Origin of the sequence: Ketobacter sp. (genome assembly GCF_003671495.1) — a bacterium.
Taxonomy (GTDB): domain Bacteria; phylum Pseudomonadota; class Gammaproteobacteria; order Pseudomonadales; family Ketobacteraceae; genus Ketobacter.
In genome coordinates this window covers 41,089-54,647 of record NZ_RCHN01000041.1, presented here as the reverse complement: position 1 = coordinate 54,647, position 13,559 = coordinate 41,089, and the positions used below count along the sequence as shown (strand labels likewise).

Genomic DNA, 13,559 nt, shown 5'->3' with positions numbered 1-13,559 from the left:
GGCTGGGTGGATTATCTTTCCTTTGTGCTCCATTAGTCTAGTGGCGAATCCATGACTACGCAGATCATCTATACAGATCATCTCGAAAGGAGCAAACGATGAAGATTCTCATTCTGGGGGCATCCGGCACAGTCGGACGGCGCACCGTGTTCGAAGCCCTGGCCCGGGGGCACCACGTCACCGCGGCTGCCCGCAACCTCAATCGACTGCAGGACCTGCCCTCCCAGGTGGTGACACGGGCGCTGGACATCGGCAATCGGGCGCAGGTTGCGCAACTGGTGGCGGGTCAGGCCGTGGTGGTGAATGCCACCCGGCCGGCGGCGGGAGAGGAACAGGCCATCGCGGACAATACCAGGGCCCTGCTGCAGGGCATGGCATCCTCCGGCGCAAGACTGATGGTGGTGGGTGGTGCCGCCCGCCTCAAGGTGCCGGATCGCGATGGTCGGCTCCTGCTGGATGATCCCCGCTTTCTCAGCCCCCACCTGCGCCCTGTGGGTGAGGCCAGCCTGGAGCAATACCGGGTGTGTCAGGAACCGCATGGGGTGGACGTTTCGTATCTGAGTCCGCCTGCGGAGCTGTTTGAGGGGGAGCGCACCGGCTCCTACCGGATCGGGCGGGATGAACTGCTGCTGGATGCCCATGGCCGTTCACGGATTTCCATCGCCGATCTGGTGGTGGCGATGCTGGATGAAATCGAGCGCCCTGGGTTTCGCAACCCACGTTTTACGGTTGCGTACTAGTGGCTTTGTGGGGAGGCGATTGATGTGAACGTCATCAGAGCACAGGGCATTGCCATCGTTGCATTATTGGCGACGGGGTTTCTGCTGGGGCTAACGACCAACTTGGTGAAAGTGGCTGATCGTTGGAATATGGCGCCAACAACCTATTTGACATGGTCCATGATGGGAGCTTCTGTGGTGTTACTAGGGTATTCCCTATGGCGCAGACAGATACCGAAGCTGACACCACGAACACTTGAATATTTCTTAGTGTCGAGCCTTTTGACGACCGTGGCGGCCAACATCATTTTCTTTAATGCGGTTCCCCGACTTGGAGCGAGCTTTGTGGCGATGCTGATTGCCTTGCCGCCCCTGTTAACGTATGCGGGAGCATTGATGTTCCGAATGGAACGGTTTTGCTGGTGGCGTGCATTGGGTGTTTTGTCAGCATTAGTGGGAACAGCAATACTGGTGATGAAGCAGTGGTTGGCGCCAGGTGCAGAGACAGTTTGGATAATACTGACGTTGTTTGGCCCGGTATTGCTGGCGTTGGGTAATCTGTATCGAAGTCGACGCTGGCCTCCGGGAGTGAGTTCGGAAGCGTTAGCCCCCGGTATGTTGATTATGGGTACGGGGCTGCTGGTTGTGTACTCCTTTATGGCGGATTCCCAGCTTCAGGGGGTGTTTGTTGAGGGCTGCCGCGTTGTATTGATTGCGGTTCAATCCGTGGTGTTCGCTGGCCAGTTTTTGTTGATGTTTGTCGTGCAGAAACAGGGCGGTCCAGTTCTGATCAGTATGATCGGAGCTGTCAGTGCGATATTTGGTGTGCCGATCTCAATGGGGTTGTTGGGTGAGCCCGTGCTACCGGGTATGGTGGTGAGTGCGCTGTTGGTTGCCGGAGGGATCATTTGCCTGGTCATAGGTGCGAGACGAGCGATGGTGTGCGTTAAAGCGTAGGAATGTTCTCGGTGTTCGGCTGTAAAATGACTGACTTTGGAAGAAATTCCAGGTGCCCCAGCTCGATCGGACAAACACGATCTTCCTAACCCCCCCCCTGCCTCGATTTCCGCTGAAATGATTGAAATTGATATCGAGTGAGGCAACACTAGTCACGCGAGTCAGGACTGGAATAATTTCAATAACGCGGGGTGTAAGGTGCGATCGAGGATTGTTATCAGATTGTGTTTTCTGGTTTCACTGTTGGCGGGATGTGAGCAGGACGTCGTAAAAGAATCACAGGCAACGCTGTATTTTGGTGGTGATATTCTCACCATGGCAGGTGATGAGCCGGAGTATGTTGAAGCTCTGATCGAAAGGGATGGTAAGATTGTCTTTACCGGTACTTACGATCAGGCCATCACGATCGCTGGAGAAACTGTATCGGCGGTAGACCTGAAGGGCAAAACGCTCCTACCCGGCTTCATTGATGCCCATGGGCATATTTATCTTGCTGGTATTCAACGATTGACCACCAATTTGTTGCCACCACCAGATGGTAATGGGGATGGTATTGATGCCTTGGTCACACTCCTGAAAAACTTCCAGAAAGATAATCCGCAGGCCGTGAAGAACAGTGGGTGGATTGCGGGCTTTGGCTATGATGATTCCCAATTAAAAGAAAGGCGTCATCCCACCGCGGATGACCTTGATCGAGTGTCAACGGAGTATCCGGTGCTGATTATTCATCAGTCCGGCCATTTGGCCTCCATGAATCACAAGGCGCTTGAAATGGTGGGGTACGATGCGAATACCAAAGATCCCGTAGGCGGTATCATTCGACGGGAAGCCGATGGTAAAACACCTAATGGCGTGCTGGAGGAAATGGGCTTTTTCCAGGCCGTGTTTCCTTTGATGGCTGCCCTGGGAGAGGAAAATCAGGAGAGGATCGCGTTGGCCGGTGCGGAAGCCTATGCCGAATTCGGTTTTACCACCGCGCAGGATGGCCGGGCCACAAAAGATGCGGTGGTGATGTATCGAAAACTGGCGGCAGAAAACAAACTGAAAATAGACGTGGCGTCTTATCCTGATCTACAGTCAGAGACGGAGTACATAAAATCGATCGGGACCGAAAGCGACTACACCAATCATTTTCGTGTGGCCGGTGTAAAACTCAGTTTTGACGGCTCCCCCCAGGGTAAAACGGCCTGGTTAACAGAACCCTATAAAGTGCCACCCGCCGGTCAGGCTGAGGATTACAGAGGCTACCCTGCGATACCGGAAGCCAGCATAAGGCAGCAGCTGGTGGATATGGCCTTCGAGAGCAACTGGCAGCTGCTGGTCCATTGCAATGGTGATGCGGCGTCTGAGGCGATGATCGACGCCATGGGGAAAGCGGCTGAAAAATTTGGCAATGAAGATCGGCGCAGCGTCATGATTCATGCGCAAACGGTGCGTGAAGATCAACTGGATCGCATGCAGACCCTGGGAATCGTTCCTTCATTTTTTTCCATGCATCCGTTCTATTGGGGGGATTGGCACCGGGATGAAACTCTCGGGCCGGAAAGGGCATCCCGCATATCACCGACGGGGTCTGCCTTGCAACGTGGCATGATCTTTACCACTCACCATGATGCGCCTGTTGCGCTACCCAGTGCCATTATGGTGTTGCATATTACGGTTAATCGTCTCACTCGGAGTGGCCAGGTTCTGGGCCCTGAGCAACGAGTGGCCCCTTATGTCGCCCTGCAGTCGCAGACGTCCTGGGCAGCCTGGCAATATTTCGAGGAGGACAGCAAAGGCACATTGGAAGTCGGTAAGCTGGCGGACTTGGTAATATTGGATAAGAACCCCCTGAAAGTGGATCCGGCCAACATCATGAATATCTCTGTGGTTGAGACCATAAAAGAAGGCAATACTGTTTACGCCATGTGATGCGCCATGAGAGGTTGAGCAAGTTAGAGGATTATATGTATTTCAAGTGCTGCATACTGATTTTGGTGGTGGGGATCTCCATGGGCGCTCGAGCCGTTGATACACACCAGAACTCGCAACAGGCTGAAGACGAAAAGTCGCCTTGGTTGGCGGTTCCCCTGGTGAGCAGCGACCCCAAAGTGGGCACCTCTGCTGGTGGTATGGCTGGGTATCTGTTTAAGCTGGATCAGGATTCCACCTCGTCCATGGTTGCGGTGGGTGGTACCTATAGCACGACCGATTCTCTGCTGGGTGGTGTGGTGTTGCGAACGTTCTGGGACCAGGACAGAAAACGATTGATCGTGTTCGGTGGTGGTGGCGAGATCAACAACGATTACGAGGATTTTCTGGGTTCCGGGATGCCGGCGCAGACTACGGACCAATTGAAAGCGTTGCAGGCCCGCTATTTACAGCAGGTCAGGGATAACTGGTATGCCGGGGTTAAAGGCACATACACCAACTACCTGATTTTCTCCGAAGACGGCTCTATCAACGACATGCTTGATTCCCTTGGTTTGACCGGCTTCGATTCTGTGGCTGTGGGACTGATTGCCATGTACGACAGCCGCGACAACCAGAATGCACCGGATTCCGGGACGCTGTTTTCGCTGGAAAATTTTGCCTATCGTGAAGCCCTGGGTGGGGAGGAAAGCTTTGATGTTTACACGTTGAAGCTGAAACAGTATCTACCTCACGGTGACGGTAATGTGTTGGCGTATCAATTGTCCGGGCGCTGGACCTCTGATGCCAGCCCCGGTGGTTATTCCAGTGTGGCTTTGCGAGGCTACACGCGGGGTCAGTACCTGGCACCTCATTCAACACAGATCGAATTTGAGGAGCGTGTGCACATTGGCGGGCGTTTTGGCGTTAATTTTTTCGCGGGTGTGGCCTGTCTATATGGTGATGGATCGAAGTGTACGGATACTGAAAATCTCTATCCCTCCGTTGGCGCAGGTGGTCAGATCACGCTTAAGGAGGAGGAACATATTGTGATGACCTTTGATTTTGCCTTTGGAAAATCAGGAAACAATGGATTTTACATGCGATTCGGGCAGTCGTTCTAGTGTTTTCACCAATGCCAGTTGTACGAGAAACTGGCGAATAATCCATTCTCAGATTTTTCTTCGAAAGGGTCAGAACCGTCCTGTATGGAAAAAGTGGTTCCCCATTTTTCCTTGCTATAGGAAAAGCCCATTACCACAAACAGCTGTTCATGATTGAGGGTGACGGAGTGGCTGTCTTTGAAGGTGTTGCCGTCAATGGTTATGTCATTAAACACATAGCTTCCATAGATGTTGATGAATCCGTGCCATTCCCGCTTCAATGACCAGGTCATTGGGTTTGGGTTTCTTGTTGGCATGATGCTGGCACCGGCGAAACTGTTGTCAAGATTGCGGCCAAAGCGAAATCCAAAACCGACGCCTAATTCGCTATGTAAGGTGCCTGCGTCGGCGCGCCCTGCAAGGAACCAGTCATATTCCAGCTTCTCTGATAACATTCCCTTGTGCAGTCGTTTTAGTTGTTCTGTCGATATCGCAAAGACCAACTCGTTGCCAATTTGATTATCCCAACCTTCAGCCTGGTTGACCCCGATCAGTTGGTGAATGGCGTTTTGTACCTGCTCGGCACCGGATGCTGGTCCAGCCAGGCCCAGGGTCAGATCGTACCGTTGAGAAACGTGGTGATCGAAATGATGTGTTGCCACCCGCCATAACAGTAAACCGGCATAGGGGCGATCATTCTCAATCAGTTCGTTAACATCAATATCAGCTGGGGTGAACATGGCCTGAGCCACCCGGTAACTGATGGCGTGCTGCTTGTTGGTGTCCTGATATCCGGGCAGAGGTCTGGCGACAAACTGTAACCAGTCAGGCAGGGGGGATTGGCTCATATCACCAAAATCCTGGTAACCCCAACTATAACCAATGCCATTGGTGTAACCGCTGTCATCATCTGCGATGAAATCGTTTTCCCAGATGACAGCATGCCAGGTTTTACCGGGCTCCTGCGTCTGGCACAGGCTGTGGTGGGTGACGAACAGCAATACGATGGGGGCAAGCTTGAGATCAGGGCGATTCATCGGGCCTCCAGCTCAACTGCAGCCCCACGTAGGGCGTGTCGTTGCCTTTGATGTCGGAGCCTTGCCATTCTCCGTCGGTAAAGCTCAAAGAGCGCAGTCCAGAAACGCCGGCTTCCAATTCCAACCAAAAGTTCCCCTGCAGGCGTTGCATCAAGGTTAAACCCAAGTTCCAGCCATCCCATTCATAGTAGATTTCCGATTCCTTTTGGTCGATGAACCAGGATGTTCCGGAAGGGGACATTCCCAGTCGGAACGAGGTGTTCTCACTTGGGGAATACAATACCGCCGGCCAGGGCATCACTGCGCTTATGGTCCATTCCTTGGTATAGGCCCAGGAAAACCCAAGGTAAGGCAGATAAAGGTTGGTGCCGGGGTTGATATCGATAAACAAGCCAAATCCCCACCATAATGTTTCATGTTGTACGTAGCGTCCAAAAACACCGCCCATCCATTCCTCACTCCAGTCCGACTCAGGAAGATCGGCTTTATAGGCAGTGGGAAACACAAAAGATGCTAATTGCCAGTCATAATTTATCTGCCGTACCCATCCTATCGGCAGGCCAAGGGATGTGACAGAGAAAGAGTGCCCGCTGTTGTCGTGGGCTGTAAATCGGTGCTTGGCGGCCCATTCGCCCACTACCAGGGCGTCGCGCGGTGAAACCAGAAAAGGCAGAACAGCTGCCTGAGACAAAGATCTATGACTGTACTGCGATGCTTGGTTGTCTATATCCAGCTGGAGTTCTCGATAGTCGTTAACAGTAATATAGACAAGGGGGGGTAAAGGTACGTTGGTGGTGATGCGCTGGAAAACAAAATCGCTTTGCGCGAACCTTTCGATTATATTTTCGGCTGGGGCTGGCGTGCCGGTGTTGGGTGTCATCCAGAAGCAGGTAATAAATAGGGTAAAGTATAGCGATCTGCCTGCTGGGAGTTTACACGGGATCATTTACCATCCGGAAGATGTTGGTAGTGGCCACGTAGCCAGCTTACATACTTGAAGTTTTTGGCTTGAGGAGATGATATTAACATCGCTCTCAGTCAGTTACTACAATAGCTTGGTGGCGAAAGAATCTGATCGAATGGTCTGCTGGCGTTCTACATGGGTTAGAATATGATTTCTAGTGCCATCCCATTGGTAGCATGCCCGGATACAATGATGCTGGCGGATATTGAAACTGTTATGCTCTAATAGAATCTTGTTCCCTTCTCTATGAGGATGCGTCAATGAAAAAAATCGCGGTATTGCTGTCAGTGGTTTTGAGTGGTTTCTGTATCTCATCCGCCGTGGCGGCCGATCAATCGGATGCCGAGTTTCTCAAGTCGTATAAAAAGTCGTTTCTGGATTCCTGCGTTGAGTCTTCTGGTGGAGACCAATACAAGTCGCTCTGCGCATGTGTGTTGAGTGACGTGGTTGGACACTTTTCCGTAGCGGATTTGAAGAGCGACAAGGGTGTTTCCGAGTACATTGAAAACGTGGCCATGAAAAAGTGCGAACAATAACAGTCGAGGCAGCGTTTTGGTTATGGAATCTGTGACAGTATGATTTCAACAGTAGTCCAAACCCGCGGTTATGAGCTGGATGCCAGCCGCAGTATTCCACCTGCTATTTTGATTCGCTACATGGAATGGGGGCGGTGGGAGTTTTTCAATTCAAAGAAGATTGTGCTCCATCAGTCCATTAACAGCGTGGTGGTCGCCAGCCAAAGCCTGGTGCTGCTGGCACCGGTTCAGGAGCGGGTCGATTTGCAGATCAACGCCTGGCTGAGCCGGGTGGGTAACACCAGTATGGATATTTCACAATTCATACTGGATGCAGCAACCCAGCGCCCGGTGGCCATGGGGCGAGCCACCCTGGTGAATGTGGGTGAGGATGGCCGGCCGTTTCCGGTTGCCGATGCAACCCGAGCCCAGGTGGAGCCGGCTCCGGATGGGTTCGATGAGACAGGCTTCCCCCGTATTGAAAGCAGACAGCCCCCGGACGATGCCCGTTCATTGCCGCGTCGGGTTATGGCCAGTGAGATCGATTTGCTGCAACACGTCAATCACTCCCGCTATGTGGACTATGTGGAAGACGCCCGTAAGTTGCTCGTGGAGCCTCACCGCTCCGTTGCAGAATCCATTCGAGGCTTGACGGTTGAATATGTCACCGAAGCCTTGCACGGTGATGAGCTGACCATCAAAGTCTGGCCGGTGGCAGAAGGCAAATGGGTCCAATCCCAGATTGTGCGTGGCGATCAGGTGATAGCCAATGCCATCGTGGAACGCTAAGCCGTAAATACGCCGTGTAGAAACCAGTCCTGGCTATGGCGATCCCGATACACCCATAAATGCTGTCCGTTGCCCTGCTGGGCGATGTAGTAATCCCGATTCACCGGCTGATGATCCCACCAGCCGGTTTCAATTCGCTCCGGCCCTTTCAGTAGTTGCAGCGGGGCGTGATAAACCGGTAACCCCTTCTTGCTGCGTAGTTTCTGTGGCTGATGCAGGAGCCAGAAAGGCCTCTGCTCCGAGGGGTGTTGCAGAGACTGGCCCTGACCCGGCGTGGCGCAATGCCAGCCATATTCCGGGCGGTGATCGGACACCATGCCCAGGCTGTGAACCTGGTCAGCCCCCAGGCGCGCCTTTAAACGATCCACCAGTTGATAGCGGGTGATGTGATCCGGCTGGTGGGGTCGGAACAGGTCTTTCTGGCGGGCCTGCAACGGCTCGAAGTGGCTGGCATCCAGTTGCAGGCTCAAGACCGGCGCTTGCAGTTTCAGCTGCTCGAGTTTCAATTGCACTAACGGCAGAATGTCGCTTACGCGGTGCATCGGCGTGGCTAGGGCGATGGGCCAGGGTTGTACCTGACGGCTGCGTAACAGCAGCGAAAACAGAAAACCACTGACGGCGCACTGGCGGGCATACAGGTAATGCTCCAGCCGGCTCAGCAGATGGCGGATGGGAAACAGCAGGCTGTCGGCGCTATCCAGCTCCTGCACAAAATCCAGTTGCCCATGAAACTGCCGAGGCAGATTCCAGTTGGGGAGGGCAATGTTGCGCTCACCCATGAGTTGCGCCAGGTAAAGTGAAAACTGCTCACCGAAGCGCCTGGCCAGGGCATCCCGGGGCAGCGCCAGCAGTTGCCCCACGGTTTTCAATCCCATGCTGTACAGCAGCTGTTTCTGGGCGGAGGGCACATCCAGCCACTGCACATCGTAATCCTCTATATCCTGCAGCGAAAAAAAAAGCGCCCGGTTGCTGCTTTCATGGGCCTGGGCAAACAACAGTGCACCCATGTCGGTGCTGGTAAAGCACAGGCTGAATGGGGCGTACTCCGGGGGCAGCTGTTGTATCAATTGCTGTGCCAGCGCCTGTTGCCCCTGGAACAGCTTCAGGCTGTGGCTGACTTCCAGCAGCAGATTGTTCTGCCCGTGGGTACGGATGTGGGGGGTGAACTCATAAGCCCAATGCCCCAGTTGTTGCAGCGCCTGCTGCTCTGCCTGTGGGTTGTAGTGATGGCAATGCAGATCCTGAACCAGCCCCTGGGCCGTGGGAATGGTCATGCCCGGTACGATGCCCTGTTGCATAGCCGGCTGATTGGCGAACAACACCAGGCGCCGTTGCTTGCGGGTGATTTCCACCACCAGGGGGCGGGCTGCGGGGGCTCCCTGTTCCACCAGGTTCAACGCCAGTGCCGGAAAGTGCAGACAGGCCCAGAGCATGTCAGCCTCCTGGAGAGGAGAGGGTATAAGCCCCGCTGGTGACGGGTGCGGCAGTCGGTGCGATGGCCTGGCTGTGGTGGGAATCGGGCCCATGCTTCTGAACGGTTCCAAGGGCTGCCGCATCAACGGTGGCCTGGTGCATGGCCTTGCGAGGCAGGCGCAACCAGGGCGACCCCCAATGGCCCCGGCATTTCACCACCCGGACCTGGATGGCCTGTTGCAACGGCCCCATTTCCAGACGCAGGGGCGCCGGGGAGGGCTGTTGTATATGGGCCTGGGGCCGCATCAGCAGGCACAGGCTGTTGCCTTTTTGGGCCGCCAGTTGCAGGCGCCGGATCTGTTGTGGTGTTGGTTTGTGGGGCCAGCCCTGCACTGCACTGCAGGCGCCGGAACTCAGGCATTGCTCCATGGCCCACAGAATCTGCTTATCCTGCCTGCTGTGTATGACCAGTGTGTTTTCCAACGCAATTCCCTGTTGCATCAAGGCCGGGGCATAGGGCAGCCAGGGAGGGTTGACCCACACCAGCCAGCGGGATTGCTGGCTGAGTGAGGTCAGTGCTGAGGAGACCAGTTCCGTTTCGCCACAGCCCCACTGGGGGCAGAGGATTTCGGCAACGCTGTCACAGGGCAGGCCGCCGTCCGGCAGTGCCCGATCCAGGGTTGGAAAACCGGTGGCCACGGTGACAATCTGTTGTTGCTGACCATTCTGACCGCGCACGCCATCAGCCGCCCGCCAAATAGCGGGGTGCTGCAGAATCCGGTTCAGTTGTGGTTTGGCGGCAGCGCTCAAGGGTTCAGCTCTCAATCTTCTGGTTGCAAAGTGCAGGTATCAAACAGGCTATCAGTACTGTAATTATATACAGTATTGTGGGGGCGGCAAGGTCTTTTAAAACTTGATCCAAAACAGGTTGAAAATGAACGGCTTGTGTTATCGTGATCTAACTGCACAAGGAATTTTAATATGGCGAAACTGACTTTCTGGGGCGCGGCACAAGAAGTTACCGGCTCCTGTCATTTACTCGAAACCGACGGTCTGCGCATTCTGCTGGATTGCGGCATGCACCAGGGTGGCAAGCAGGCAGAACGGCGTAATGGGGAGCCCTTTCCCTTTGATCCCCGCCATTTGGATGCGGTGGTGTTGTCCCACGGCCACCTGGATCACAGTGGGTTGCTGCCCCGATTATTCAAGTCCGGCTACAAAGGCCCGGTGTATTGCACCGAAGCCACGCGCAACCTGCTGGCCATCATGCTGGAGGATGCCGCCAGCCTGCATCTGCGGGATGTTGAATGGGAAAACCGACGCCGCCGGCGGGCCGGCAAACCGGAGATCCAGCCCTGGTACGATATGGAAGATGTGCTGCATGTACTGGAGCACTGCGTGGGCGTGCCCTACCATGAAACCCGCACCATCAACGGTCATGTGCAACTCTATTTTTACGATGCCTGCCACATCATTGGCTCGGCCATTGTGGAGTTGCGCATCGACGAGAAGGGCGGCCACAAAAAGCTGGTGTTCTCCGGCGACCTGGGTAACCCCGATGCGGTGCTGATGAAAGATCCGGAGTTCGTCACCGACGCGGATGTGGTGTTGATGGAGGGAACCTATGGGGATCGCGATCACCGCACCATGGATAATACCCTGGAAGAACTGGGCGATGCCCTGGAGCAGGCCAGCCGGGATAAAGGCAATGTGTTGATTCCGGCCTTTGCGGTGGGGCGCACCCAGGAGATGCTGTTCCACCTGGGGGTGTTGTACAAGCAGGGCCGGGTGCCGCAACAAAAGGTGTTCCTGGACAGCCCCATGGGGATTGAGGTCACCCGGTTATACACCGAATACATGGACCTGCTGGATCCGGAGGACCTGAAGCAAGTGTCCGCCAAACTGGGTGACGACCCGAAATCCTATCTGCCCATGCTGACCCTCACCGAGGACAGCGAGGATTCCATGGCCATCAACCGCATCAAGGATGGAGTGATCATCATCGCCGGCAGTGGCATGTGTAACGGTGGCCGTATCCGCCATCACTTGAAGCACAACATCTGGCGCAGTGAATGTCACATCGTGTTCCCGGGCTTTCAGGCCAGGGGGACGCTGGGGCGGCAGATTGTGGAAGGGGACAAGCACGTGAAGATTTTTGGTGCGGATTTTATGGTGCGGGCCAAAGTGCATACCCTGGGTGGTTTTTCAGCCCACGCGGGGCAATCGCAACTGCTGGAATGGGCATCCCACTTTAAGCCGCCAACCCGTTTTTATCTGGTACACGGCGAACCGGATGCGCTAGCAGTGCTGCAGCAGAAGCTGCAGGTGAAGCTGGGTATAGCGGCCGAGATCCCGGCGGAAGGCACCAGTATTGTGTTCTGACGCAGGATGTTAAAAACAGACTTTGCGCCCCGCGTCTTTGGCGCGGCGGTCGCATTCCCGACGGATGTTGTCACAGGTGATGGCCGCGCCGGGAGACAGGCTGGAGGCATTCTCACACTCGTAATAGCGATCCTGCAATTCAGACTGGGACAGGTCAGCGAATTTGGAGTCGCCACAACCGCTCAGTAAATACATCAATAATATGGACAGTGTTACCCGCATGACGCGATCCCCCGCACACGAAAATCAATGGGTTATTAGCTCAGTATAGGTTAGTCTTTTTTGATCTCAACCCAATGATGCAATGGACACAGAGTATGCAAGTTGCCCACTTATACATTCACCCGGTGAAATCCCTCGGCGCGATGGCGGTTGCCCGTGCTGATATCGATCGCTTTGGATTGCAATGGGATCGACGCTGGATGGTAGTGGATGATAACGGAAAATTCATAACCCAGCGGCAACAGGCGCGGATGGCATTGATCAAAGTACGCATGGCGGGGGAGGAGGTCATCCTGACTGGCCCGGACGGATCAGAACTGGGGTTCAGTGCGGCGGATTTCGCAGCCGGCCCAATGCTGTCCGTTCAGGTGTGGCGGGATGAATGTCAGGCACAGGTGGCAGAGGCGCGCATCAATCACTGGTTGAGTCATCAGTTGCAGCTGTCCTGTCGGTTGGTGTTCATGCCCGAAAGCAGTCGCCGCACAGTGGATCCGGACTACGCAGGGCCCGGTCACACGGTGGGGTTTGCCGATGGCTATCCGCTGCTATTGACCCAGCAATCCTCGCTGGAGGATTTCAATCGCCACATGAGTATCAACATCGGCATGGAACGGTTTCGTCCCAATGTGGTGGTAACCGGTGCTGGACCCTGGCAGGAGGATCTGTGGCGGGTAATACAGATCGGGAGCACAGTGTTCGATGTGGTCAAGCCCTGTTCCCGCTGCGCCATTCCCACCATTGATCCGGTTGATGCCAGCAAACAGCCGGAAGTGTTCAGAACCTTGCAGAAAACCCGTTCCCGGGATGGAGAGGTCTTCTTTGGGCAGAACCTGGTGCCCCGCAGCGAGGGGCAATTGCAGGTGGGTGATCCGGTGACGGTGCTGGCATGAGCGCAGGCAGCCGTTAGAACAACTCGATGTCGTCGTCGGTGGCGTCGTTTTGGCTCAGGTCTTCCGTTTGTTCGAACTGATGACGGTACAGCTCCAACGCTTCACTGATGGTGGCGCCTTTCATGATGTGGTCGAACATCAGGCGTTCACACTCCATGGTGTAGTTGGAGCGGATTTCCTGCTGAATCCGGTTCCACTCGCCGGGATTGTAAAGGCGGCTGGCATCGCTGATCAGGTCCCCCAGGTGGGTGAGGCTTTCATTCACATGATGCAGCTTCTGGGTCAGCCGGTCGTAAAACTGAAAGGCGACAATAGCCCGCTGCATTTGCTGATGCATCTGCTGGGAGGCCGCCATAATGTCGACCCGCTGGGTATCCCATTTGTCGGAACTGTCAGCGTGCTCGCACAGGGTCATGACCTTGCGGGCATCCTGTGCCATACCGGTAAAGGTGGTCGACAGCTCGTCCACGGATCGGGAGCTGTCGGTAAGGGTGGTTTCAATCTGCGCCATGGCCAGGCACAGCATGGAAATGGTTTCCTTGACCTGACTCCAGTCCAGATCGGGGTTCACGGAACTGGAACCCGGGTTGCTCAATTGAGATCCGATTGACACGCTAATGGCTCCTTTCCTGGCACCGGCGGCTGCGTGATGAATAGCGCTTCCATCTTGTCAGC

The 13,559-nt window shown here is 54.9% G+C and carries 14 protein-coding genes; 8 read left to right on the top strand and 6 right to left on the bottom strand.

What is annotated here, in order from left to right; all coding sequences use genetic code 11:
• The first annotated feature begins 98 nt into the window (after window positions 1–98).
• The 4 genes from D9N14_RS18590 to D9N14_RS18575 all read left to right on the top strand — a co-directional run bounded on the left by D9N14_RS18590 (window position 99) and on the right by D9N14_RS18575 (window position 4,693).
• On the top strand, window positions 99–740 hold the full coding sequence (locus tag D9N14_RS18590) for an NAD(P)-dependent oxidoreductase (RefSeq protein WP_290582541.1): 642 nt from the start codon (window positions 99–101) through the stop codon (window positions 738–740).
• 24 nt (window positions 741–764) lie between these two features.
• On the top strand, window positions 765–1,676 hold the full coding sequence (locus D9N14_RS18585) for a DMT family transporter (RefSeq protein ID WP_290582539.1): 912 nt from the start codon (window positions 765–767) through the stop codon (window positions 1,674–1,676).
• A 222-nt stretch (window positions 1,677–1,898) separates the two neighbouring features.
• Window positions 1,899–3,590, top strand: coding sequence for an amidohydrolase (locus D9N14_RS18580; protein ID WP_290582537.1), 1,692 nt, complete (start codon window positions 1,899–1,901; stop codon window positions 3,588–3,590).
• 80 nt (window positions 3,591–3,670) lie between these two features.
• A complete protein-coding gene (locus tag D9N14_RS18575; RefSeq protein ID WP_290582536.1) occupies window positions 3,671–4,693 on the top strand; it encodes a hypothetical protein in 1,023 nt (340 codons plus the stop codon).
• A gap of 5 nt (window positions 4,694–4,698) precedes the next feature.
• Here D9N14_RS18575 and D9N14_RS18570 read toward each other — a convergent pair whose 3' ends face one another.
• Together D9N14_RS18570 and D9N14_RS18565 are read right to left on the bottom strand one after the other, a co-directional pair.
• The gene (locus tag D9N14_RS18570; RefSeq protein WP_290582534.1) at window positions 4,699–5,709 is read right to left on the bottom strand and encodes a lipid A deacylase LpxR family protein; all 1,011 of its coding nucleotides are present in this window, start codon (window positions 5,707–5,709) and stop codon (window positions 4,699–4,701) included.
• Window positions 5,696–6,589, bottom strand: coding sequence for a DUF6268 family outer membrane beta-barrel protein (locus D9N14_RS18565; RefSeq protein ID WP_290582532.1), 894 nt, complete (start codon window positions 6,587–6,589; stop codon window positions 5,696–5,698). Before D9N14_RS18565 ends, D9N14_RS18570 begins: the two co-directional genes overlap by 14 nt.
• 344 nt (window positions 6,590–6,933) lie before the next feature.
• Between D9N14_RS18565 and D9N14_RS18560 the strand changes: the two genes are divergently transcribed.
• Together D9N14_RS18560 and D9N14_RS18555 are read left to right on the top strand one after the other, a co-directional pair.
• Window positions 6,934–7,209 (top strand): hypothetical protein, encoded by a 276-nt coding sequence (locus D9N14_RS18560; protein WP_290582530.1) that lies wholly within the window; start codon window positions 6,934–6,936, stop codon window positions 7,207–7,209.
• Window positions 7,210–7,248: 39 nt separating this feature from the next.
• Entirely contained in the window at window positions 7,249–7,977 is a 729-nt protein-coding gene (locus tag D9N14_RS18555) for a thioesterase family protein (RefSeq protein ID WP_290582528.1), read from the top strand.
• Here the strand turns inward: D9N14_RS18555 and D9N14_RS18550 are convergent.
• Together D9N14_RS18550 and imuA are read right to left on the bottom strand one after the other, a co-directional pair.
• Window positions 7,974–9,410, bottom strand: coding sequence for a Y-family DNA polymerase (locus tag D9N14_RS18550; RefSeq protein WP_290582526.1), 1,437 nt, complete (start codon window positions 9,408–9,410; stop codon window positions 7,974–7,976). The genes D9N14_RS18555 and D9N14_RS18550 overlap by 4 nt on opposite strands.
• Window position 9,411: 1 nt before the next feature.
• Window positions 9,412–10,200 (bottom strand): translesion DNA synthesis-associated protein ImuA, encoded by a 789-nt coding sequence (imuA, locus tag D9N14_RS18545; protein WP_290582524.1) that lies wholly within the window; start codon window positions 10,198–10,200, stop codon window positions 9,412–9,414.
• A 171-nt stretch (window positions 10,201–10,371) separates the two neighbouring features.
• Here imuA and D9N14_RS18540 point away from each other — a divergent pair, with 171 nt between their 5' ends.
• The gene (locus D9N14_RS18540) at window positions 10,372–11,772 is read left to right on the top strand and encodes an MBL fold metallo-hydrolase RNA specificity domain-containing protein (protein WP_290582522.1); all 1,401 of its coding nucleotides are present in this window, start codon (window positions 10,372–10,374) and stop codon (window positions 11,770–11,772) included.
• Window positions 11,773–11,781: 9 nt separating this feature from the next.
• Here the strand turns inward: D9N14_RS18540 and D9N14_RS18535 are convergent, their stop codons facing one another.
• Entirely contained in the window at window positions 11,782–11,994 is a 213-nt protein-coding gene (locus D9N14_RS18535) for a hypothetical protein (protein WP_290582520.1), read from the bottom strand.
• Window positions 11,995–12,089: 95 nt separating this feature from the next.
• Between D9N14_RS18535 and D9N14_RS18530 the strand changes: the two genes are divergently transcribed.
• Window positions 12,090–12,884 (top strand): MOSC domain-containing protein, encoded by a 795-nt coding sequence (locus D9N14_RS18530; RefSeq protein ID WP_290582518.1) that lies wholly within the window; start codon window positions 12,090–12,092, stop codon window positions 12,882–12,884.
• 13 nt (window positions 12,885–12,897) lie between these two features.
• Here the strand turns inward: D9N14_RS18530 and D9N14_RS18525 are convergent, their stop codons facing one another.
• Entirely contained in the window at window positions 12,898–13,497 is a 600-nt protein-coding gene (locus tag D9N14_RS18525) for a hypothetical protein (RefSeq protein ID WP_290582516.1), read from the bottom strand.
• Window positions 13,498–13,559 lie beyond the last annotated feature (62 nt).

Bases quoted from the DNA above. Each gene is read 5' to 3' on its own strand.
- D9N14_RS18555 (WP_290582528.1), top strand. From the start codon at position 7,249: ATGATTTCAACAGTAGTCCAAACCCGCGGTTATGAGCTGGATGCCAGC.
- D9N14_RS18590 (WP_290582541.1), top strand. From the start codon at position 99: ATGAAGATTCTCATTCTGGGGGCATCCGGCACAGTCGGACGGCGCACC.
- D9N14_RS18565 (WP_290582532.1), bottom strand. From the start codon at position 6,589: ATGACACCCAACACCGGCACGCCAGCCCCAGCCGAAAATATAATCGAA.
- D9N14_RS18535 (WP_290582520.1), bottom strand. From the start codon at position 11,994: ATGCGGGTAACACTGTCCATATTATTGATGTATTTACTGAGCGGTTGT.
- D9N14_RS18570 (WP_290582534.1), bottom strand. From the start codon at position 5,709: ATGAATCGCCCTGATCTCAAGCTTGCCCCCATCGTATTGCTGTTCGTC.
- D9N14_RS18560 (WP_290582530.1), top strand. From the start codon at position 6,934: ATGAAAAAAATCGCGGTATTGCTGTCAGTGGTTTTGAGTGGTTTCTGT.
- D9N14_RS18540 (WP_290582522.1), top strand. From the start codon at position 10,372: ATGGCGAAACTGACTTTCTGGGGCGCGGCACAAGAAGTTACCGGCTCC.
- D9N14_RS18530 (WP_290582518.1), top strand. From the start codon at position 12,090: ATGCAAGTTGCCCACTTATACATTCACCCGGTGAAATCCCTCGGCGCG.
- D9N14_RS18575 (WP_290582536.1), top strand. From the start codon at position 3,671: ATGGGCGCTCGAGCCGTTGATACACACCAGAACTCGCAACAGGCTGAA.
- D9N14_RS18550 (WP_290582526.1), bottom strand. From the start codon at position 9,410: ATGCTCTGGGCCTGTCTGCACTTTCCGGCACTGGCGTTGAACCTGGTG.